Consider the following 21,178-nt stretch of genomic DNA (forward strand, 5'->3'; position numbering starts at 1 on the left):
CCGGCGGCACGTTTCTGCGGAGTGGGTCGATCCCGAGGGACCTCAGCTCTCCTCGGCGTGGGTGACCGCACGACGCGCGTCCGCGTCCAGCACACCCCAGCTGATCAGCTGCTCGGTGAGGACCGACGGGGACTGGTCGTAGATGACGGCGAGTGTGCGCAGGTCGTCCTGGCGGATCGACAGCACCTTGCCGTTGTAGTCACCGCGCTGCGACTGGATCGTAGCGGCGTACCGCTGCAGCGGGCCCGCCTTCTCGGCCGGCACATGAGCCAGCCGCTCCAGGTCGAGGACCAGCTTCGGCGGCGGCTCGGCGGCGCCGCCCGGCGTGGTGCCCGGCAGCAGTTCCTGCACCGGAACGCCGTAGAAATCCGCCAGCTCGGCAAGGCGCTGCACGGTCACGGCACGGTCGCCGCGCTCGTACGAACCGACCACCACGGCCTTCCAGCGACCCTGGGACTTCTCCTCGACACCGTGGAGGGAAAGGCCCTGCTGGGTGCGGATGGCCCGGAGCTTGGCCCCGAGCTGTTTGGCGTATTCGCTGGACATATAGCTCCCCGGACACTGTGTCGACGCGACTGGCTTTGGGTTCCAGGCCGCGCGGCTGGTAACTCACTGTGAGGTTACGCAGCGTTACTCTGGCGCGTCAAGCCGAATGGTCCACACCGACGCTTCCGTGCTATCAGCGGCCTATTAGGCCAAGGGGGTGAACGGTGGGGTCTCCTCGGCCTGCTACGGTGGATGGCGCAAACCAGACGTCCTTTAAGGTCCGTCCCGTGAGGCGGAGAAGGAGGTCCCTTTCGTATGGACAGCCAGCAGGACACGCAAGCGTCCGACGCCCGGCCCGTTCTCGAAGGCCCTGACATCGCGCGGGTGTTGACCCGCATCGCCCACGAGATCGTCGAACGCGCCAAGGGCGCCGACGACGTGGTGCTCCTCGGCATTCCGACCCGCGGCGTCTTCCTCGCCCAGCGGCTCGCCGCAAAGCTGGAGCAGATCACCGAGCGAAAGATCCCGGTCGGCTCGCTCGACATCACCATGTACCGCGACGACCTGCGCATGCACCCGCCGCGTGCGCTGGCCCGCACGGAGATCCCCGGCGACGGGATCGACGGCCGCCTCGTCGTCCTCGTCGACGACGTCCTGTTCTCCGGCCGCACCATCCGTGCCGCCCTCGACGCCCTGAACGACATCGGGCGTCCGCGCGCGGTCCAGCTCGCGGTCCTCGTCGACCGCGGCCACCGCGAACTGCCCATCCGCGCCGACTACGTCGGCAAGAACCTCCCCACGTCGTTGCGGGAGACGGTCAAGGTCCAGCTCGCCGAGGAGGACGGTCGTGACACCGTGCTGCTCGGTGCGAAGCAGACCCCGTAGCACGCGGAAGGCGTACGGCGCTGCCGTACGCCGGCTCGGCGCGCCTCCACGCGTGCGTGCCGTCCGAACACTCCTGACCTGAACTGCCTTACGGAGCCTGACAGATGCAGCGTCATCTCATCTCGGCCGCCGACCTCACCCGCGACGACGCCGTCCTGATCCTCGACACCGCCGAGGAGATGGCCCGGGTCGCCGACCGGCCGATCAAGAAGCTGCCGACCCTGCGCGGCCGCACCGTCGTGAACCTCTTCTTCGAGGACTCCACCCGCACCCGCATCTCCTTCGAGGCCGCCGAGAAGCGGCTGTCCGCGGATGTGATCAACTTCTCCGCCAAGGGGTCGAGCGTCTCCAAGGGCGAGTCCCTCAAGGACACCGCCCAGACCCTGGAGGCCATGGGCGTCGACGCCGTCGTCATCCGGCACGGCGCCTCCGGAGCCCCGTACCGGCTGGCCAACTCCGGCTGGATCGACGCCGCCGTCATCAACGCCGGTGACGGCACCCACCAGCACCCCACCCAGGCGCTGCTGGACGCCTTCACCATGCGCCGCCGCCTCGTCGGACGGGACGCCGGCATCGGCCAGGACCTCGACGGCAAGCGCATCACGATCGTCGGTGACGTCCTGCACAGCCGGGTCGCCCGCTCCAACGTCGACCTGCTGCACACCCTGGGCGCCGAGGTCACCCTGGTCGCGCCGCCCACCCTGGTGCCCGTCGGCGTCGAGAACTGGCCCTGCGAGGTGTCGTACGACCTCGACGCCACACTGCCCAAGTCCGACGCGGTGATGATGCTGCGCGTGCAGCGCGAGCGCATGAACGCCGCCTTCTTCCCCACCGAGCGCGAGTACTCGCGACGCTACGGGCTCGACGGCGACCGCATGGCGCGGATGCCCGAGCACGCCGTCGTGATGCACCCCGGCCCGATGGTCCGCGGCATGGAGATCACCGCCGAGGTCGCCGACTCCGAGCGCTGCACCGCGATCGAGCAGGTCGCAAACGGAGTCTCCATCCGGATGGCCGTTCTGTACCTGCTGCTCGGGGGCAACGAACCCGCCGTCACCCACACCCGTACCGAGGAGAAGCAAGACCGATGAGCAAGATCCTGATCCGTGGTGCGAAGGTGCTCGGCGGCGAGCCGCAGGATGTCCTGATCAACGGTTCCGTCATCGAGGCCGTCGGTGCCGGGCTCTCCGACGAGGGCGCCGACGTCGTCGAGGCCGGCGGCAAGGTGCTCCTGCCGGGGCTCGTCGACCTGCACACCCACCTGCGCGAGCCCGGCCGTGAGGACTCCGAGACCGTGCTGACCGGCACGCGCGCGGCCGCCTCCGGCGGCTACACGGCCGTGTTCGCCATGGCCAACACCTTCCCGGTGGCCGACACCGCCGGTGTCGTCGAGCAGGTCTGGCGACTGGGCCGTGAGCACGGCTACTGCGACGTGCAGCCCATCGGCGCCGTCACCGTCGGCCTGGAGGGCAAGAAGCTCGCCGAGCTGGGCGCCATGCACGAGTCGGCCGCCGGGGTGACCGTCTTCTCCGACGACGGCAAGTGCGTCGACGACGCCGTGATCATGCGGCGGGCGCTGGAGTACGTGAAGGCGTTCGGCGGTGTCGTCGCCCAGCACGCGCAGGAGCCGCGACTGACCGAGGGCGCCCAGATGAACGAGGGTGTCGTCTCCGCCGAACTCGGACTCGGCGGCTGGCCCGCGGTGGCCGAAGAATCGATCATCGCCCGGGACGTCCTGCTCGCCGAGCACGTCGGCTCGCGTGTCCACATCTGCCACCTGTCGACCGCGGGCTCGGTGGAGATCGTGCGCTGGGCCAAGTCCCGCGGGATCGACGTCACCGCCGAGGTCACCCCGCACCACCTGCTCCTCACCGACGAACTGGTCCGCACGTACAACCCGGTCTACAAGGTGAACCCGCCGCTGCGCACCGAGCGTGACGTCATGGCCCTGCGCGAGGCGCTCGCCGACGGCACGATCGACATCGTCGCCACCGACCACGCCCCGCACCCGCACGAGGACAAGGACTGCGAGTGGGCCGCGGCCGCCATGGGGATGGTCGGCCTGGAGACCGCGTTGTCGGTGGTGCAGGAGACCATGGTGGACACCGGGCTCCTCACCTGGGCCAAGGTCGCCGAGCGCATGTCCTTCAAGCCCGCCGAGATCGGGCAGGCCAAGGGCCACGGGCGTCCCGTCTCGGCTGGTGAGCCCGCCAACCTCACGCTCGTCGACACGGAATACCGTGGGGGCGTGGACCCCGCGGGCTTCGCCTCGCGCAGCCGCAACACCCCGTACGAGGGGCGTGAGCTGCCGGGCCGTGTCACGCACACGTGGCTCCGGGGCAAGGCCACGCTCGTCGACGGGAAGCTCACGTGACACCTGCACCACTGCTCGCAGCCGGCACCCACCTCGCGGCCGACCAGAAGTCGGCCGAAGTGACCGACTGGGCCGCCCGCATCGGCTGGGTCGTCGGACTAGCCCTCTTCGTCGCGCTCGTCTACTGGCTGATGCGCGAGGGCTGGAAATGGCGCGGCACGCTCCAGGGCGACCTGCCCGAGCTGCCCAGCGCGCCGGACGACCCCGGCCCGGCCAGACTGAGCATGAGCGGCCGCTACCACGGCTCGACCACGGCAGGTCAGTGGCTGGACCGCATCGTGGCGCACGGCCTGGGCACCCGCAGCCGGGTCGAGCTCACCCTGACGGACGCGGGACTGGACGTCGTACGCCCCGGCGCGACCGACTTCTTCGTCCCGGCCGCACAGCTGCGCGAGGCCCGGCTGGACAAGGGAATCGCCGGCAAGGTCCTCACCGAGGGCGGACTGCTCGTGGTCACCTGGGCCCACGGTGAACGGCTGATCGACTCGGGGTTCCGCTCGGACCACGCAGCCGAGCACAACGAGTGGGTCGACGTCATTAACTCCATGATCAACAGCAACAGCACGGAAGGCGCCGAACGATGACGACCTCCAACCAGGGGACCGCCTCGCCGAGGCACAAGGCGGCTCCCGCCGTACTCGTCCTGGAGGACGGCCGGATCTTCCGCGGCCGCGCCTACGGGGCCGTGGGGGTGACCTTCGGCGAGGCCGTGTTCTCCACCGGCATGACCGGCTACCAGGAGACCCTCACCGACCCGTCGTACCACCGCCAGGTCGTCGTGATGACCGCCCCGCACGTCGGCAACACCGGCGTCAACGACGAGGACCCGGAGAGCAAGCGGATCTGGGTCGCCGGATACGTCGTGCGCGACCCCGCGCGCGTGCCGTCCAACTGGCGCTCCCGGCGCTCCCTGGACGACGAGCTGCGCACCCAGGGCGTCGTCGGCATCTCCGGCATCGACACCCGCGCCCTCACGCGCCACCTGCGCGAGCGCGGCGCCATGCGCGTCGGCATCTTCTCCGGCAACGCCCTGCCCGACGAGGGCACCATGCTCGCCGAGGTCCGCCAGGCCCCCGAGATGAAGGGCGCCGACCTCTCCGCCGAGGTCGCCACCAAGGAGGCGTACGTCGTCCCGGCGATCGGTGAGAAGAAGTTCACCGTCGCCGCCGTCGACCTCGGCATCAAGGGCATGACCCCGCACCGGATGGCCGAACGCGGCATCGAGGTGCACGTACTGCCCGCCACGGCCACCGCCGAGGACGTGTACGCCGTGAACCCCGACGGCGTGTTCTTCTCCAACGGCCCCGGCGACCCGGCCACCGCCGACCACCCGGTCTCCGTCATGCAGGCCGTCCTGGAGCGCGGCACCCCGCTCTTCGGCATCTGCTTCGGCAACCAGATCCTGGGCCGCGCGCTCGGCTTCGGCACCTACAAGCTGAAGTACGGCCACCGCGGCATCAACCAGCCGGTCCAGGACCGTACGACCGGCAAGGTCGAGGTCACCGCGCACAACCACGGCTTCGCCGTGGACGCCCCGACCGACAAGGTCTCCGAGACCCCCTACGGCCGCGCCGAGGTCTCCCACGTCTGCCTCAACGACAACGTGGTGGAGGGCCTCCAGCTCCTCGACAGGCCGGCCTTCAGCGTCCAGTACCACCCCGAAGCGGCAGCCGGCCCGCACGACGCCGCCTACCTGTTCGACCGCTTCGTATCCCTGATGGAGGGCCAGCGTGCCTAAGCGCACCGATATCCAGTCCGTCCTGGTCATCGGCTCCGGCCCGATCGTCATCGGCCAGGCCGCCGAGTTCGACTACTCCGGTACGCAGGCGTGCCGCGTGCTCAAGGCCGAGGGCCTGCGCGTCATCCTCGTGAACTCCAACCCGGCGACGATCATGACCGACCCGGAGATCGCCGACGCCACCTACGTCGAGCCGATCACCCCGGAGTTCGTCGAGAAGATCATCGCCAAGGAGCGGCCGGACGCCCTGCTGCCCACCCTGGGCGGTCAGACGGCGCTCAACACCGCGATCGCGCTGCACGAGAACGGCGTCCTGGACAAGTACGGGGTCGAGCTCATCGGCGCCAACGTGGCCGCCATCCACAAGGGCGAGGACCGCGACCAGTTCAAGGAGGTCGTGGAGGAGGTGCGCAAGAAGATCGGGCACGGCGAGTCCGCCCGTTCGGTCATCTGCCACTCCATGGACGAGGTCCTCGCGGGCGTCGAGGAGCTCGGCGGCTACCCGGTCGTCGTCCGCCCCTCCTTCACCATGGGCGGCGCCGGCTCCGGCTTCGCCCACGACGAGGAGGAGCTGCGCCGCATCGCCGGGCAGGGCCTCACCCTCTCGCCGACCACCGAGGTGCTCCTGGAGGAGTCCATCCTCGGCTGGAAGGAGTACGAGCTGGAGCTGATGCGCGACAAGCACGACAACGTCGTGGTCGTCTGCTCCATCGAGAACTTCGACCCGATGGGCGTGCACACCGGCGACTCCATCACCGTCGCCCCGGCGATGACCCTCACCGACCGCGAGTACCAGATCCTGCGTGACATCGGCATCGCGGTCATCCGCGAGGTCGGCGTGGACACCGGTGGCTGCAACATCCAGTTCGCGGTGAACCCGGCCGACGGCCGCGTCATCGTCATCGAGATGAACCCGCGCGTGTCGCGCTCCTCGGCCCTCGCCTCCAAGGCGACCGGGTTCCCCATCGCCAAGATCGCCGCCAAGCTCGCCGTGGGCTACACCCTCGACGAGATCCCGAACGACATCACGCAGGAGACCCCCGCCTCCTTCGAGCCCACGCTCGACTACGTGGTCGTCAAGGCCCCGCGGTTCGCCTTCGAGAAGTTCCCGCAGGCCGACTCCACGCTGACCACGACCATGAAGTCGGTCGGCGAGGCCATGGCCATCGGCCGCAACTTCACCGAGGCCTTCCAGAAGGCCCTGCGCTCGCTGGAGAAGAAGGGCAGCCAGTTCACGTTCGTCGGCGAGCCCGGCGACAAGAACGAGCTGCTGCGGGAGGCCGTACGGCCCACCGACGGCCGGATCAACGCCGTCATGCAGGCCATCCGGGCGGGCGCCACGCCCGAGGAGGTCTTCGAGTACACGAAGATCGACCCCTGGTTCGTCGACCAGCTCTTCCTCATCAAGGAGATCGCCGACGAACTCGCCGAGGCCCCGGAGCTCACCCGCGAGCTGCTCGCCGAGGCCAAGCGGCACGGCTTCTCCGACCAGCAGATCGGCGAGATCCGCGGTCTGCGCGAGGACGTCGTCCGCGAGGTGCGGCACGCGCTCGGTATCCGCCCGGTCTACAAGACGGTCGACACCTGCGCCGCCGAGTTCGCCGCGAAGACGCCGTACTTCTACTCCTCCTACGACGAGGAGAGCGAGGTCGCGCCCCGCGAGAAGCCCGCGGTGATCATCCTGGGCTCCGGCCCGAACCGCATCGGCCAGGGCATCGAGTTCGACTACTCCTGCGTCCACGCCTCCTTCGCGCTGAGCGAGGCCGGGTTCGAGACCGTCATGGTCAACTGCAACCCGGAGACCGTCTCCACCGACTACGACACCTCCGACCGGCTGTACTTCGAGCCGCTGACGCTGGAAGACGTGCTGGAGATCGTCCACGCCGAGTCGCTCGCCGGCCCGATCGCCGGTGTCGTGGTCCAGTTGGGCGGCCAGACCCCGCTCGGCCTGTCCCAGGCGCTGAAGGACAACGGCGTGCCGATCGTGGGCACCTCGCCGGAGGCCATCCACGCCGCCGAGGACCGGGGCGCCTTCGGGCGCGTGCTCGCCGAGGCCGGGCTTCCCGCCCCCAAGCACGGCACGGCCACCACCTTCACCGAGGCCAAGGCCATCGCCGACGAGATCGGCTACCCGGTCCTGGTGCGGCCGTCGTACGTGCTCGGCGGACGCGGCATGGAGATCGTCTACGACGAGACGCGCCTGGAGGCGTACATCGCGGAGTCGACCGAGATCAGCCCCACCCGGCCGGTCCTCGTCGACCGCTTCCTCGACGACGCCATCGAGATCGACGTCGACGCCCTCTACGACGGCCAGGAGCTGTACCTCGGCGGCGTCATGGAGCACATCGAGGAGGCCGGCATCCACTCCGGCGACTCGGCGTGCGCCCTGCCCCCGATCACCCTCGGCGGCTTCGACGTCAAGCGCCTGCGCGCCTCCACGGAGGCCATCGCCAAGGGCGTCGGCGTGCGCGGCCTGATCAACATCCAGTTCGCGATGGCCGGCGACATCCTGTACGTCCTGGAGGCCAACCCGCGCGCGTCCCGCACGGTCCCCTTCACCTCGAAGGCGACCGCGGTGCCGCTGGCGAAGGCCGCCGCCCGCATCTCGCTGGGCGCGACCATCGCGGAGCTGCGCGCCGAGGGCCTGCTCCCGGCGAACGGCGACGGCGGCGAGCTGCCGCTGGACGCGCCGATCTCCGTCAAGGAGGCCGTCATGCCGTGGTCGCGCTTCCGCGACATCCACGGCCGCGGCGTCGACACCGTCCTCGGCCCGGAGATGCGCTCCACCGGCGAGGTCATGGGCATCGACTCCGTCTTCGGCACGGCGTACGCCAAGTCGCAGGCGGGCGCCTACGGCCCGCTGCCCACCAAGGGCCGCGCGTTCATCTCGGTGGCCAACCGGGACAAGCGCTCGATGATCTTCCCGGCGCGTGAACTGGTCGCCCACGGCTTCGAGTTGCTCGCCACGTCCGGTACGGCCGAGGTGCTCAAGCGCAACGGCATCAACGCCACCGTCGTGCGCAAGCAGTCCGAGGGCACCGGCCCGAACGGCGAGAAGACCATCGTCCAGCTCATCCATGACGGCGAGGTCGACCTCATCGTCAACACCCCGTACGGCACCGGCGGCCGCCTCGACGGCTACGACATCCGTACGGCGGCCGTGGCGCGGTCGGTCCCCTGCCTCACGACGGTCCAGGCGCTCGCCGCCGCCGTCCAGGGCATCGACGCACTCAACCACGGTGACGTGGGGGTCCGTTCCCTCCAGGAACACGCGGAACACCTGACCGCGGCCCGCGACTAGCAGCCCACGAGGGGGACACCGGAAACGGTGTCCCCCTCTTCATGAGGTCACCTGAGACTTCAAGAGGACACCGACATGTACAAGCTCTTCTTCCGTCTGGTTTTCACACGGATGGACCCGGAACAGGCCCACTACCTGGCCTTCCGCTGGATCCGCCTCGCCGTCCGCATCCCCGTGCTGCGCACCTTCGTCGCCGCCGCGCTCGCGCCCCGCTACAAGGAACTGCGCACGGAGGCCTTCGGCCTGCGCATGCACGGCCCCTTCGGCCTCGCCGCCGGGTTCGACAAGAACGCGGTCGCGATCGACGGCATGTCGATGCTCGGCTTCGACCACGTCGAGATCGGCACGGTCACCGGGGAGGCCCAGCCCGGCAACCCCAAGAAGCGGCTGTTCCGGCTCGTGAAGGACCACGCGCTGATCAACCGCATGGGCTTCAACAACGAGGGCTCGCTGGCCGTGGCGGCCCGCCTGGCGTCGCGTACGCCTGTCTTCAGAACCGTCGTGGGCGTCAACATCGGCAAGACGAAGGTCGTCCCGGAGGCGGAGGCCGTCGGTGACTACGTGAAGTCGACGGAGCGGCTGGCGCCGTACGCCGACTACCTGGTGGTCAACGTCTCCTCGCCCAACACGCCCGGCCTGCGCAACCTCCAGGCCACCGAGGCCCTGCGTCCCCTGCTGAGCGCCGTCCGCGAGGCGGCCGACCGCACGGTGACCCGCCGTCGGGTGCCGCTCCTGGTGAAGATCGCGCCCGACCTCGCCGACGAGGACATCGACGCGGTCGCCGACCTGGCCGTCGAGCTGGGCCTGGACGGCATCATCGCCACCAACACCACCATCGCGCGCGAGGGCCTCGGTCTGAAATCCGAACCCTCCCTGGTCAAGGAGACCGGCGGTCTCTCCGGAGCACCGCTCAAGGCACGCTCCCTGGAGGTGCTGCGACGCCTGTACGCGCGCGTGGGCGACCGGATCACCCTCGTGGGCGTGGGCGGCGTGGAGAACGCCGAGGACGCCTGGCAGCGCATCCTGGCGGGCGCCACGCTGGTCCAGGGATACAGCGCCTTCATCTACGAAGGACCCTTCTGGGGCCGCGCCATCCACAAGGGGCTCGCCGCGCGCCTGCGCACCAGCCCCTACGCCACCCTCGCCGACGCAGTCGGTGCCGACGTCAGGAAGGCAAGGAAGACCGCATGAGTGCTCTGGAACCCTTTGGCGCACGGCTGCGCCGCGCCATGGACGAGCGCGGCCCCCTGTGCGTCGGCATCGACCCGCACGCCTCCCTGCTCGCGGAGTGGGGCCTGAACGACGACGTGGCCGGCCTGGAGCGGTTCAGCCGCACGGTGGTCGAGGCCATGGCCGACCGGGTGGCCGTGCTCAAGCCGCAGAGCGCGTTCTTCGAGCGCTTCGGCTCGCGTGGCGTCGCGGTCCTGGAGAAGTCGGTGGCTCAGGCGCGGGCGGCCGGTGCGCTGGTCGTGATGGACGCCAAGCGCGGCGACATCGGCTCGACCATGGCCGCGTACGCCGAGTCCTTCCTCCACAAGGACTCCCCGCTGTTCTCGGACGCGCTGACCGTCTCCCCGTATCTCGGCTACGGCTCGCTGTCCCCGGCCGTCGCGCTGGCCCGCGAGAGCGGTGCCGGGCTGTTCGTGCTCGCGCTGACGTCGAACCCGGAGGGCGGCGAGGTCCAGCACGCGGTGCGTGCGGACGGCCGCACCGTCGCGGCGACGATGCTGGCGCACCTCGCGGCGGAGAACGTGGGGGAGGAGCCCATGGGGTCCTTCGGAGCGGTCGTCGGCGCCACGCTCGGCGACCTGTCGACGTACGACCTCGACATCAACGGTCCGCTTCTCGCGCCCGGCATCGGCGCGCAGGGCGCCACCCCGGCCGACCTTCCCCGGGTCTTCGGCGCCGCGGTGCGCAATGTCGTCCCGAACGTCAGCCGGGGGGTGCTGCGGCACGGACCCGACGTCGTCGCGCTGCGTGATGCCTCGTCACGCTTCGCCGAGGAGGTCCGGGCGGCTGTGACGGCCGGCTGACCGTCGTCAGGCGTGTTCGAGCTGCTCGCACGGGACCTCCGACGAGTGGCTCGCGGCGACTTGAGTCTGAATACATCCTCAAATCCGGGGCATTATGTCCTAAATGTCAGGCCTGACGGAGGCTGACCAGGACTTTTCCGCTGTTCTCGCTGACTCTGGCGGACTTGACCGCTAGTCTCCGACGAGTGGGGGCACCTCCCACGCTCTCCAAAGCAGTGGGGGAGAACGGGCAGCGTGTTGCTCGTGCCTCCCCAGGTGTGGGGCGACTAGGTTCCTCACCGGTCCGTATCCGACAGTTCGACATCCGAGGTGACGTAGGCGTGGCTCTTCCGCCCCTTACCCCTGAACAGCGCGCAGCCGCGCTCGAAAAGGCCGCCGCGGCTCGCCGGGAGCGGGCCGAGGTCAAGAATCGACTCAAGCACTCCGGCGCCTCCCTGCACGAGGTCATCAAGCAGGGCCAGGAGAACGACGTCATCGGCAAGATGAAGGTCTCCGCTCTCCTTGAGTCGCTGCCGGGCGTGGGCAAGGTCCGCGCCAAGCAGATCATGGAGCGACTCGGCATCTCCGAGAGCCGCCGCGTGCGCGGTCTCGGCTCGAACCAGATCGCTTCCCTGGAGCGTGAGTTCGGCAGCACCGGCTCCTGAGTCCGGAGTACTCCGGACCGGGAGTCCCGGGCACTCCGGGATTGCTGGAATAATCGCTGCATGAGTGAACGTCCGCGGCTGACCGTGCTCTCCGGCCCTTCGGGGGTCGGCAAGAGCACGGTCGTCGCTCATATGCGCAAGGAACACCCGGAGGTCTGGCTCTCGGTGTCGGCGACGACCCGAAAGCCTCGCCCCGGCGAGCAGCACGGAGTCCACTACTTCTTCGTCACCGACGACGAGATGGACAAGCTGATCGCCAATGGCGAACTGCTGGAGTGGGCCGAGTTCGCCGGCAACCGCTACGGCACGCCGCGCGCGGCCGTGCAGGAGCGGCTGGAGGCGGGTGAGCCCGTCCTGCTGGAGATCGACCTCCAGGGGGCCCGGCAGGTCCGCGAGTCCATGACGGAGGCCCAGCTGGTGTTCCTGGCTCCTCCCTCCTGGGAGGAGCTCGTGCGCAGACTCACCGGACGCGGCACCGAGCCGCCCGAGGTGATCGAGCGCCGCCTGGACGCGGCGAAGGTCGAACTCGCGGCGGAACCGGAGTTCGATGTGACCTTGGTCAACACCTCCGTCGAGGACGTGGCGCGCGAGCTGCTAGCCTTGATGGACGTTGTGTGATCGTTGACTGTGTGATCGTTGACTGTCTGGTCGTGACTGATCATTCAGAAGTGATCGCTCAGGCTTGATCACTCGCACTGAATCTTTCCCATCCATCGGAAGGTAGAGCGTGTCCTCTTCCATCTCCGCGCCCGAGGGCATCATCAACCCGCCGATCGACGAGCTCCTCGAGGCCACCGACTCGAAGTACAGCCTCGTGATCTACGCGGCCAAGCGGGCCCGCCAGATCAACGCGTACTACTCGCAGCTCGGCGAGGGCCTCCTCGAGTACGTCGGTCCGCTCGTCGACACCCATGTCCACGAGAAGCCGCTCTCGATCGCCCTGCGCGAGATCAACGCGGGTCTGCTGACGTCCGAGGCCGTCGAGGGCCCGGCGCAGTAAGTGCTATTTACAGCTTGCAGCTGACTTTTCCACAGGCCCGGCAGCGCGACTGCCGGGCCTGTGGTGTGTAGTGGAGTCGTACGTTGCCGAGTGCGGGGAGAGACGGTGGACAAGCCGAAGGTCGTTCTGGGGGTCAGCGGCGGCATCGCCGCGTACAAGGCCTGTGAGCTGCTGCGCAGGCTCACGGAGTCCGGCCATGACGTGCGCGTCGTACCCACCGCCTCCGCACTGCACTTCGTCGGCGCCGCCACCTGGTCCGCCCTCTCCGGCAACCCGGTCTCCACCGAGGTCTGGGACGACGTCCACGAGGTCCCCCACGTCCGCATCGGCCAGCACGCCGACCTGGTGATCGTGGCCCCCGCGACGGCCGACACCCTCGCCAGGGCCGCCCACGGCCTCGCCGACGACCTGCTGACGAACACGCTCCTCACGGCCCGCTGTCCTGTCGTCTTCGCACCCGCCATGCACACCGAGATGTGGGAGCACCCGGCCACCCAGGAGAACGTGGCGATCCTGCGCCGGCGCGGCGCTGTCGTCATCGAGCCCGCCGTCGGCCGCCTCACCGGCGTGGACACCGGTAAGGGCCGGCTGCCCGAGCCCGGCGAGATCTTCGAGGTCTGCCGCCGAGTCCTGGCACGGGGTGTCGCCGAGCCGGACCTCAAGGGCCGCCACGTCGTCGTCAGCGCGGGTGGGACACGCGAGCCCCTCGACCCGGTCCGCTTCCTCGGCAACCGCTCCTCGGGCAAGCAGGGCTACGCCCTCGCCCGTACGGCCGCGGCCCGGGGCGCCCGTGTCACGCTGATCGCGGCCAACGCCGGGCTCCCCGACCCGGCGGGCGTGGACGTCGTCCCGGTCGGCACGGCACTACAACTGCGGGAGGCGGTCCTCAAGGCGGCCGCGGACGCCGACGCGGTGGTGATGGCCGCGGCCGTCGCGGACTTCCGCCCGGCCGCGTACGCCGCCGGGAAGATCAAGAAGAAGGACGGCCAGGACCCGGAGCCCATCGTTCTGGTGCGGAATCCGGACATTCTCGCCGAGCTCTCCGCCGAGCGAGCCCGCCCCGGCCAGGTCGTCGTCGGCTTCGCCGCCGAGACGGACGACGTCCTGGCCAACGGCCGCAGGAAGTTGGAACGCAAGGGGTGCGATCTCCTTGTGGTGAACGAGGTGGGCGAGCGCAAGACGTTCGGTTCGGAGGAGAACGAGGCGGTCGTCCTCGGCGCCGACGGCAGTGAGACCCCGGTGCCGTACGGGCCCAAGGAAGCCTTGGCCGAAACCGTATGGGACCTGGTGACGCGGCGGTTCGGATGAATGTTTGATGCGCTGCGGACTTCCGTGGGGCGCCGCACGATTCGGGTGTGGCGCCTCTGGTCAGGGCGGGTGACATTGGGCAGAATGCCCGTGCCGCAGGTCACAGCGCTCCCGAGAGGCGAGACAGGGGGTCCGTGACCGAGCACGACAGATAAACTGTCCTCGGACGACGCCGGGCGCAGCCCCCGTCCCGTCCGCCAATGATCAGCCAGCAGCCGCTGCAACCACAGGGAGCGTTGTGTCCCGTCGCCTGTTCACTTCGGAGTCCGTGACCGAAGGTCACCCCGACAAGATCGCTGACCAGATCAGCGACACCATTCTCGACGCGCTTCTGCGCGAGGACCCGACCTCCCGGGTCGCCGTCGAGACCTTGATCACGACCGGTCTGGTCCACGTGGCCGGTGAGGTCACGACCAAGACGTACGCGGACATCGCCACTCTGGTCCGGAACAAGATCCTCGAGATCGGCTACGACTCCTCGAAGAAGGGCTTCGACGGCGCCTCCTGCGGCGTCTCGGTCTCGATCGGCGCGCAGTCGCCGGACATCGCGCAGGGCGTGGACACGGCGTACGAGACCCGGGTCGAGGGCGACGACGACGAGCTGGACCGCCAGGGCGCCGGTGACCAGGGCCTGATGTTCGGCTACGCGACGGACGAGACGCCCACGCTCATGCCGCTCCCGATCTTCCTGGCGCACCGCCTGTCCAAGCGCCTGTCCGAGGTCCGCAAGAACGGCACGATCCCCTACCTGCGCCCGGACGGCAAGACGCAGGTCACCATCGAGTACGACGGCGACAAGGCGGTCCGTCTGGACACCGTCGTGGTCTCCTCGCAGCACGCGTCGGACATCGACCTCGACTCGCTTCTCGCCCCGGACATCCGGGAGTTCGTGGTCGAGCCGGAGCTGAAGGCCCTCCTCGACGACGGCATCAAGCTGGACACCGAGAACTACCGCCTGCTGGTCAACCCCACCGGCCGCTTCGAGATCGGCGGCCCGATGGGCGACGCCGGTCTGACCGGCCGCAAGATCATCATCGACACCTACGGCGGCATGGCCCGCCACGGCGGCGGCGCCTTCTCCGGCAAGGACCCGTCCAAGGTGGACCGTTCGGCGGCGTACGCGATGCGCTGGGTCGCCAAGAACGTCGTCGCTGCCGGCCTCGCCTCCCGTTGCGAGGTGCAGGTCGCGTACGCGATCGGCAAGGCCGAGCCGGTGGGCCTGTTCGTCGAGACCTTCGGCACGGCCAAGATCGACGCCGAGAAGATCGAGAAGGCCATCGACGTGGTCTTCGACCTGCGCCCGGCCGCCATCATCCGCGACCTGGACCTGCTGCGCCCGATCTACGCCCAGACGGCGGCGTACGGCCACTTCGGCCGTGAGCTGCCGGAGTTCACCTGGGAGCGGACGGACCGGGTGGAGGCACTGCGCAAGGCCGTGGGCCTGTAGCGCCTGGCCGCACGGGATGTGCACGAGGCCCGGTTCCCCTGTGTGGGGTACCGGGCCTCGGTCTGTGTCCGGTTCTCCACGGCCTGTTCGAGCCGCTGCCCGTCGGGGTGCCGTCCCGGGCCCGGAGCGGGCGGCGGGCCCGTACGGGGCGATCTCCTCGCGCCGTCTAGGCGACCGACGGGGTGCGGCCGGTGCGGCGGGGCGTGAGGGCGACGAGTGCTTCGGCGCGGAAACCCGGCGGGCTCGGTGGGCTTCGGCGCCGTGTGGGGGCTCGGGCGCCGTCGGTTGTCAGTGGCGTTTGGTAAGAATGCAAGCGTGAGCAGCGAGAACGAGCAGTCGGGTGGCCGGGGCGAGGGGGCGTCGGTCGAGCAGCTCGCGCTGATTCGCGAGAGTGTGCGGAAGGCGAAGGCACCGCGGGCCAAGCCCAGGACCTGGCGGGGGGCCGCGCTCGCGGAGAAGCTGCCTGTTGCCCGGGTGCTGGTCGACAAGGGTGTGCTGCACCTCGACCGGTACTTCGACTACGCCGTGCCGGAGGAGCTGGACGCGGACGCGCAGCCCGGGGTGCGGGTGCGGGTGCGGTTCGGAGCCGGGCGCGGGCGGGTCCGGGACGGGCGGCGTGAGGGCGGGGGGCTCATCGACGGGTTCCTGGTCGAGCGGGTCGCCGAGTCGGACTACTCCGGGCCGCTCGCGGCGCTCGCGCAGGTCGTCTCCCCCGAGCCGGTGCTGAGTGAGGAGTTGCTCCAACTCTCGCGGGCGGTGGCCGACCGGTACGCCGGGGGGCTCGCCGATGTGCTGCAGCTGGCCGTGCCGCCGCGCAGTGCCCGGGCCGAGAAGCGACCCTCACCCGAAGCGCTGCCACCGCCCGGTGCGCCCGAGGCGGGATCCTGGGAGCGGTACGAGCGAGGGGGCCTCTTCCTGGAGGCGCTGGCCGCCGGGGGTGCGCCGCGTGCCGTGTGGAACGCGCTGCCGGGGCCTGAATGGAGTGACGAGCTGGCCCGTGCCGTCGTCGCGACCCTGGCCTCCGGGCGAGGGGCGCTCGTCGTCGTGCCGGACGGGCGGTCCGTGGCGCGGGTCGACGCCGCCCTGACCTCGTTGATGGGGGAGGGGCGGCATGCGGTGCTGACCGCCGATGCCGGGCCGGAGAAGCGGTATCGGGAGTGGCTCGCGGTGCGGCGGGGATCCGTGCGGGCTGTCGTGGGGACTCGGGCCGCGATGTTCGCACCGGTGCGCAATCTCGGGCTGGTCGCCCTCTGGGACGACGGGGACGACAGCCACAGCGAGCAGCACGCGCCTCAGCCGCATGCGCGGGATGTGCTGCTGCTGCGGGCGGCGCAGGACAAGTGCGGCTTTCTGCTGGGGAGTTGGAGCTGCACCGTCGAGGCAGCCCAGCTCGTGGAGAGCGGCTGGGCCCGGCCTTTGGCCGCCACGCGGGAGCAGGTGCGGGGTGCCGCCCCGCTCGTACGGACCGTGGGGGACCAGGATCTGGCCCGGGACGAGGCCGCCCGGGCCGCCCGGTTGCCGACTCTCGCCTGGCAGACGGTGCGGGAGGGGCTGCGTCAGGGGCCGGTTCTGGTGCAGGTGCCCCGTCGCGGATACGTACCACGGATGGCCTGCGCCAACTGCCGCGCGCCCGCCCGGTGCCGGCACTGCTCCGGCCCTGTGGAGGCGCAGGGCTCCGGCGCCGATCTGCGCTGTGGGTGGTGCGGGCAGGCGGAGGGCGCCTGGCACTGCCCGGAGTGCGGTGGCTTCCGCCTGCGGGCCCAGGTGGTGGGAGCGCGGCGGACCGCCGAGGAGTTGGGGCGGGCCTTTCCCGCCGTTCCGGTGCGCACTTCCGGGCGCGAGCATGTGCTGGACACCGTGCCCGGCACGCCCGCCCTCGTCGTGAGTACGCCGGGCGCCGAGCCCGTCGCCGAAGGCGGCTATGCGGCGGCCCTGCTCCTGGACGGATGGGCCATGCTCGGACGGCCCGATCTGCGGGCCGGGGAGGACGCGTTGCGCCGGTGGATCGCTGCCGCCGCGCTGGTACGGCCGCAGGGTGCCGGAGGCGCGGTGGTCGTCGTCGCCGAGCCCACGCTGCGGCCGGTGCAGGCGCTGGTGCGGTGGGATCCCGTGGGACACGCGGTGCGGGAGCTTGCCGAGCGGGCCGAGCTGGGGTTTCCGCCGGTGTCGCGGATGGCTTCCGTGGCCGGCCCCGGGGAGGCGGTCGCCGAGTTCCTGCATGCGGTCGAACTGCCGCCGGAGGCGGAGGTGTTGGGGCCGGTGCCGTTGCCCGTCACGGCTGCGGGCCGGCCGCGGCGCGTGGGGGCGCCCCCGCCGGGGGAACACTGGGACCGGGCCCTGATCCGGGTGCCACCCGGAAGCGGAGCCACGTTGGCGTCCGCGTTGAAGGCCGCGCAGGCGGCGAGGATGGCGCGTGGCGGCGGGGAAGCGGTGGTTCGGGTGCGGGTACGGATCGACCCGCCGGACATCGGGTGACCTGTGTGCGCCGCGGCGAAAGCCGTCCCGCCGCTGCGAAAGCCGTCCCGCCGCGGCGGATGCCGTCCCGCCGCGGCCGGCAGGACTCTGCCCTCCCGGGTGCGCACCAGGAGGGCAGAGCGTGAAGGGGGTTCAGCCGTTGCGAGGACCGGGGAAGGCCGTGGGCCTGGCCTCGTCGCGGAGTCCGGGGCTGCCCGCCGTCGGCTGCGTCGGCATGGAGCGGGCCGCGGGCACCGTGGGCACGGTGGGGATGGCGGTGGCGACGTTCACCGTGCGGGCACCCGACGGCTCGGTCGTGCGCTCGGGGTCGGCCGCGGCCTGGGCGGTGGCGCGGCGCGCGCCGTAACGTCGGTGCACCGCCTGCTTGGTGACGCCGAGGGCGGAGCCCACCGCGTCCCAGGAGAAGCCGAGTGAGCGGTCGAAGTCCACGGCTGCCGTGACCAGGGTCTCGACACTGTCCCGCAGCTCCTGGGCCAGGCGGACGGTCGGGGCGGGAGCGCGTCCGTAGACGACGAAGCCCGTGGAGGGACCCGAGCGGCGCGGGCGGTAGACGTTGCCCAGCTGGGCGGTGAGCGTGCGCAGTGCGTCCACCTGCCGGCGGACCCGCTCGATGTCCCGCACCAGCAAGTGCAGGCTGGCCCGAGCCTGGGCGTCGTGGGTTGCGTGGTCGGCCATGAACAAGCCTCTCGAACCGGCGTGAAAAGGAGTGGGCCGCGGTGTCGGCGGATGCGGCCCGTTGTGGTCAACTCTGTCTTGACAACGCGGGATCGCTCCGCGGGTCACGCACCAGGGGCGTATGGGCATATGCCCACGCCCCTGCGCGAGGGTGTGCGCCTCGGCCGTCGGCTCAGGACGCCTGCCCGGCGACGAGGCGCGGTACGTCCGGGTGTTGCCCGTGTGGGGCACGTCCAGGTGTTGCCCGCGTGGGGCGCCTTGCCGTGCGCACATAGACTTGTGCGTCGCCCCGACCAACCCCGCCCGAGAGGCCCGTGCCCACCCATGAAGCTTGTCTTCGCCGGTACCCCCGAGGTCGCCGTTCCCGCCCTGGACGCTCTGATCGCCTCCGGGCGGCACGAGGTGGCCGCCGTCGTCACGCGGCCCGACGCACCGGCCGGGCGTGGGCGTCGGCTGGTGGCGAGCCCGGTGGCCGAGCGGGCCGAGGAGGCCGGGATCGAGGTCCTCAAGCCCGCCAAGCCGCGCGACCCCGAGTTCCTGGAGCGGCTCAGGGAGATCGCGCCGGACTGCTGCCCCGTCGTCGCGTACGGCGCCCTGCTGCCCCGTGTCGCCCTCGACATCCCGGCGCACGGCTGGGTCAACCTGCACTTCTCGCTGCTGCCCGCCTGGCGGGGGGCCGCGCCCGTGCAGCACTCCATCATGGCGGGCGACGAGATCACCGGCGCCTCCACCTTCCTCATCGAGGAGGGACTGGACTCCGGCCCCGTCTACGGCACCGTCACCGAGCAGATCCGGGCCACCGACACCAGCGGCGACCTGCTGACCCGGCTCGCCTTCGCCGGCGCCGGGCTGCTCGCCGCGACCATGGACGGCATCGAGGACGGCACGCTCAAGGCCGTACCGCAGCCGGCCGAGGGGATCACCCTCGCACCCAAGGTCAACGTCGAGGACGCCCACGTCGACTGGAGCGCGCCCGCCCTGCGCGTCGACCGGCTCGTGCGCGGCTGCACGCCCGCCCCCGGCGCCTGGACCACCTTTCGGGGCGAGCGGCTGAAGCTGATCCAGGTGCAGCAGGTGCCCGGGCGGGACGATCTCGCGCCCGGTCAGCTCTCCGTCGGGAAGAACAACGTGTACGTGGGGACCGGCTCGTACGCCGTCGAGTTGCTGTGGGTGCAGGCGCAGGGCAAGAAGCCGATGCGGGCGGCCGACTGGGCGCGGGGCGTGCGGATCGCGGACGGGGAGAGCGTCGGGGCCTGACCGGGCCGTAGGCCCGGCGGGAGGCGCGGCGTAGGCTGGGCGTACATCTCATCCAGCAATCCGGAGCACCTTTTTCGTGAGCGACACCTCCCGTCGGCCCCGTAAACCCGGCAAGCCCTACCGACGGCCCAAGAAGGATCCCGTCCGCGTCCTCGCCTTCGAGGCGCTGCGTGCCGTGGCCGAGCGGGACGCGTACGCCAACCTCGTACTGCCGCCGCTGCTGCGCAAGGCGCGGGAGAAGGGCGACTTCGACGGCCGGGACGCCGCGCTCGCGACCGAGCTGGTGTACGGGACGCTGCGTCGGCAGGGGACGTACGACGCCGTCATCGCGTCGTGCGTGGACCGGCCGCTGCGCGAGGTCGACCCGCCGGTGCTCGATGTGCTCAGCCTCGGTGCGCACCAGCTGCTCGGGACGCGGATCCCCACGCACGCCGCCGTGTCCGCGTCCGTGGAGCTCGCCCGTGTCGTGCTCGGAGACGGGCGGGCGAAGTTCGTCAACGCCGTGCTCCGCAAGGTCGCGCAGGACGATCTCGAGGGGTGGATCCAGCGGGTCGCGCCGCCGTACGACGAGGATCCCGAGGACCATCTCGCCGTGGTGCACTCGCATCCCCGGTGGGTCGTCTCCGCGCTGTGGGACTCGCTCGGGGGTGGGCGCGAGGGGATCGAGCGGCTGCTGGAGGCCGACAACGAGCGGCCCGAGGTGACGCTGGTCGCCCGGCCCGGGCGGGCCACGACGGAGGAACTCCTCGATGAGGAGGCGGCCGTGCCCGGGCGCTGGTCGCCGTACGCCGTGCGGCTCGCCGAGGGCGGGGAGCCGGGGGCCATCACGGCCGTGCGGGAAGGGCGCGCGGGGGTGCAGGACGAGGGGAGCCAGCTGGTCGCTCTCGCCCTCGCCCACGCTCCCCTGGAGGGGCCCGATCTGAAGTGGCTCGACGGGTGCGCCGGGCCCGGGGGCAAGGCGGCCCTGCTGGGGGCGCTGGCCGCGCAGCGAGGGGCCGCGCTGGTCGCCTCCGAGAAGCAGCCGCATCGGGCCGGGCTGGTGGCCAAGGCGCTGGCGGGGAACCCCGGGCCGTACCAGGTCATCGCCGCCGATGGGACACGGCCGGCCTGGCGGGCCGGAAGCTTCGACCGGGTGCTGGTGGATGTGCCGTGCACCGGGCTGGGGGCGCTGCGGCGGCGGCCGGAGGCGCGGTGGCGGCGGCGGCCGGAGGACCTGGACGGGTTCGCTCCGCTGCAGCGGGGGCTGCTGCGGTCGGCGCTGGAGTCCGTGCGGGTGGGAGGTGTGGTCGGGTACGCGACGTGCTCGCCGCATCTCGCCGAGACGCGGGCGGTCGTCGATGACGTGGTGAAGCAGTGGGGGAAGGTCGAGCTGCTGGACGCTCGGCCGTTGCTCACCGGGGTGCCGGATCTGGGAGAGGGGCCCGATGTGCAGCTGTGGCCGCATCTGCACGGGACCGATGCGATGTACCTGGCGTTGATGCGACGGGTGGGCTGAGTCCTCGCACCCCGCGTCGCGGCGAGGTCTCTCGGGACGCCCGAGGGGTCGTTCCCGCCG

The 21,178-nt window shown here is 71.0% G+C and carries 18 protein-coding genes; 16 read left to right on the plus strand and 2 right to left on the minus strand.

The window, feature by feature from the left end; genetic code table 11:
- Nucleotides 1-42: 42 nt before the first annotated feature.
- A complete protein-coding gene (gene bldD, locus ACFYNL_RS24900) occupies nt 43-546 on the minus strand; it encodes a transcriptional regulator BldD (protein ID WP_019757325.1) in 504 nt (167 codons plus the stop codon).
- 255 nt (nt 547-801) lie between these two features.
- On the opposite strand from bldD, the gene pyrR reads away from it, so the two are divergent.
- The 14 genes from pyrR (at nt 802) to ACFYNL_RS24970 (ending at nt 17,691) form a co-directional block, all read left to right on the plus strand.
- Nucleotides 802-1,371: a bifunctional pyr operon transcriptional regulator/uracil phosphoribosyltransferase PyrR gene (gene pyrR, locus ACFYNL_RS24905; RefSeq protein ID WP_019757326.1), complete on the plus strand. Its 570-nt coding sequence runs from the start codon at nt 802-804 to the stop codon at nt 1,369-1,371.
- Between the two features lie 104 nt (nt 1,372-1,475).
- Nucleotides 1,476-2,462: an aspartate carbamoyltransferase catalytic subunit gene (locus tag ACFYNL_RS24910; protein WP_388807120.1), complete on the plus strand. Its 987-nt coding sequence runs from the start codon at nt 1,476-1,478 to the stop codon at nt 2,460-2,462.
- Complete coding sequence (locus ACFYNL_RS24915; RefSeq protein WP_388807122.1) at nt 2,459-3,745, plus strand: dihydroorotase; 1,287 nt, start codon at nt 2,459-2,461, stop codon at nt 3,743-3,745. Before ACFYNL_RS24910 ends, ACFYNL_RS24915 begins: the two co-directional genes overlap by 4 nt.
- A complete protein-coding gene (locus tag ACFYNL_RS24920; protein WP_388807124.1) occupies nt 3,742-4,329 on the plus strand; it encodes a hypothetical protein in 588 nt (195 codons plus the stop codon). The genes ACFYNL_RS24915 and ACFYNL_RS24920 overlap by 4 nt, the downstream gene beginning before the upstream one ends.
- Nucleotides 4,326-5,483, plus strand: a complete 1,158-nt coding sequence (carA, locus tag ACFYNL_RS24925) for a glutamine-hydrolyzing carbamoyl-phosphate synthase small subunit (protein WP_388807126.1) — start codon at nt 4,326-4,328, stop codon at nt 5,481-5,483. The genes ACFYNL_RS24920 and carA overlap by 4 nt, the downstream gene beginning before the upstream one ends.
- Nucleotides 5,476-8,784 (plus strand): carbamoyl-phosphate synthase large subunit, encoded by a 3,309-nt coding sequence (gene carB / locus ACFYNL_RS24930; RefSeq protein WP_388807128.1) that lies wholly within the window; start codon nt 5,476-5,478, stop codon nt 8,782-8,784. The genes carA and carB overlap by 8 nt, the downstream gene beginning before the upstream one ends.
- A 75-nt stretch (nt 8,785-8,859) precedes the next feature.
- Entirely contained in the window at nt 8,860-9,975 is a 1,116-nt protein-coding gene (locus tag ACFYNL_RS24935) for a quinone-dependent dihydroorotate dehydrogenase (RefSeq protein WP_388807130.1), read from the plus strand.
- Entirely contained in the window at nt 9,972-10,817 is an 846-nt protein-coding gene (pyrF, locus tag ACFYNL_RS24940; protein WP_388807132.1) for an orotidine-5'-phosphate decarboxylase, read from the plus strand. The genes ACFYNL_RS24935 and pyrF overlap by 4 nt, the downstream gene beginning before the upstream one ends.
- Before the next feature lie 320 nt (nt 10,818-11,137).
- Entirely contained in the window at nt 11,138-11,461 is a 324-nt protein-coding gene (locus ACFYNL_RS24945; protein WP_003977346.1) for an integration host factor, read from the plus strand.
- A gap of 60 nt (nt 11,462-11,521) precedes the next feature.
- Nucleotides 11,522-12,079: a guanylate kinase gene (gene gmk / locus ACFYNL_RS24950; protein ID WP_388807134.1), complete on the plus strand. Its 558-nt coding sequence runs from the start codon at nt 11,522-11,524 to the stop codon at nt 12,077-12,079.
- 109 nt (nt 12,080-12,188) lie between these two features.
- Nucleotides 12,189-12,461 carry a DNA-directed RNA polymerase subunit omega gene (gene rpoZ, locus ACFYNL_RS24955; RefSeq protein WP_003988945.1) on the plus strand — a complete coding sequence of 91 codons (273 nt, stop codon included), beginning with the start codon at nt 12,189-12,191 and terminating at the stop codon, nt 12,459-12,461.
- 105 nt (nt 12,462-12,566) lie between these two features.
- Nucleotides 12,567-13,769 carry a bifunctional phosphopantothenoylcysteine decarboxylase/phosphopantothenate--cysteine ligase CoaBC gene (coaBC, locus tag ACFYNL_RS24960; protein ID WP_388807136.1) on the plus strand — a complete coding sequence of 401 codons (1,203 nt, stop codon included), beginning with the start codon at nt 12,567-12,569 and terminating at the stop codon, nt 13,767-13,769.
- Between the two features lie 238 nt (nt 13,770-14,007).
- On the plus strand, nt 14,008-15,216 hold the full coding sequence (metK, locus tag ACFYNL_RS24965) for a methionine adenosyltransferase (RefSeq protein ID WP_388807138.1): 1,209 nt from the start codon (nt 14,008-14,010) through the stop codon (nt 15,214-15,216).
- Between the two features lie 315 nt (nt 15,217-15,531).
- Nucleotides 15,532-17,691, plus strand: a complete 2,160-nt coding sequence (locus tag ACFYNL_RS24970; protein ID WP_388807140.1) for a primosomal protein N' — start codon at nt 15,532-15,534, stop codon at nt 17,689-17,691.
- Between the two features lie 132 nt (nt 17,692-17,823).
- Here the strand turns inward: ACFYNL_RS24970 and ACFYNL_RS24975 are convergent, their stop codons facing one another.
- Nucleotides 17,824-18,366: a hypothetical protein gene (locus tag ACFYNL_RS24975; protein WP_388807142.1), complete on the minus strand. Its 543-nt coding sequence runs from the start codon at nt 18,364-18,366 to the stop codon at nt 17,824-17,826.
- Nucleotides 18,367-18,690: 324 nt separating this feature from the next.
- Between ACFYNL_RS24975 and fmt the strand changes: the two genes are divergently transcribed.
- Together fmt and ACFYNL_RS24985 are read left to right on the plus strand one after the other, a co-directional pair.
- A complete protein-coding gene (fmt, locus tag ACFYNL_RS24980; RefSeq protein ID WP_388807144.1) occupies nt 18,691-19,623 on the plus strand; it encodes a methionyl-tRNA formyltransferase in 933 nt (310 codons plus the stop codon).
- Between the two features lie 76 nt (nt 19,624-19,699).
- Complete coding sequence (locus tag ACFYNL_RS24985) at nt 19,700-21,118, plus strand: RsmB/NOP family class I SAM-dependent RNA methyltransferase (protein ID WP_388807146.1); 1,419 nt, start codon at nt 19,700-19,702, stop codon at nt 21,116-21,118.
- Nucleotides 21,119-21,178: the final 60 nt, after the last annotated feature.

Origin of the sequence: Streptomyces sp. NPDC007808 (assembly GCF_042868655.1) — a bacterium.
Taxonomy (GTDB): Bacteria; Actinomycetota; Actinomycetes; order Streptomycetales; family Streptomycetaceae; genus Streptomyces.

Bases quoted from the DNA above. Each gene is read 5' to 3' on its own strand.
- bldD (WP_019757325.1), bottom strand. From the start codon at position 546: ATGTCCAGCGAATACGCCAAACAGCTCGGGGCCAAGCTCCGGGCCATC.
- pyrR (WP_019757326.1), top strand. From the start codon at position 802: ATGGACAGCCAGCAGGACACGCAAGCGTCCGACGCCCGGCCCGTTCTC.
- ACFYNL_RS24910 (WP_388807120.1), top strand. From the start codon at position 1,476: ATGCAGCGTCATCTCATCTCGGCCGCCGACCTCACCCGCGACGACGCC.
- ACFYNL_RS24915 (WP_388807122.1), top strand. From the start codon at position 2,459: ATGAGCAAGATCCTGATCCGTGGTGCGAAGGTGCTCGGCGGCGAGCCG.
- carA (WP_388807126.1), top strand. From the start codon at position 4,326: ATGACGACCTCCAACCAGGGGACCGCCTCGCCGAGGCACAAGGCGGCT.
- ACFYNL_RS24935 (WP_388807130.1), top strand. From the start codon at position 8,860: ATGTACAAGCTCTTCTTCCGTCTGGTTTTCACACGGATGGACCCGGAA.
- pyrF (WP_388807132.1), top strand. From the start codon at position 9,972: ATGAGTGCTCTGGAACCCTTTGGCGCACGGCTGCGCCGCGCCATGGAC.
- gmk (WP_388807134.1), top strand. From the start codon at position 11,522: ATGAGTGAACGTCCGCGGCTGACCGTGCTCTCCGGCCCTTCGGGGGTC.
- ACFYNL_RS24975 (WP_388807142.1), bottom strand. From the start codon at position 18,366: ATGGCCGACCACGCAACCCACGACGCCCAGGCTCGGGCCAGCCTGCAC.
- fmt (WP_388807144.1), top strand. From the start codon at position 18,691: ATGAAGCTTGTCTTCGCCGGTACCCCCGAGGTCGCCGTTCCCGCCCTG.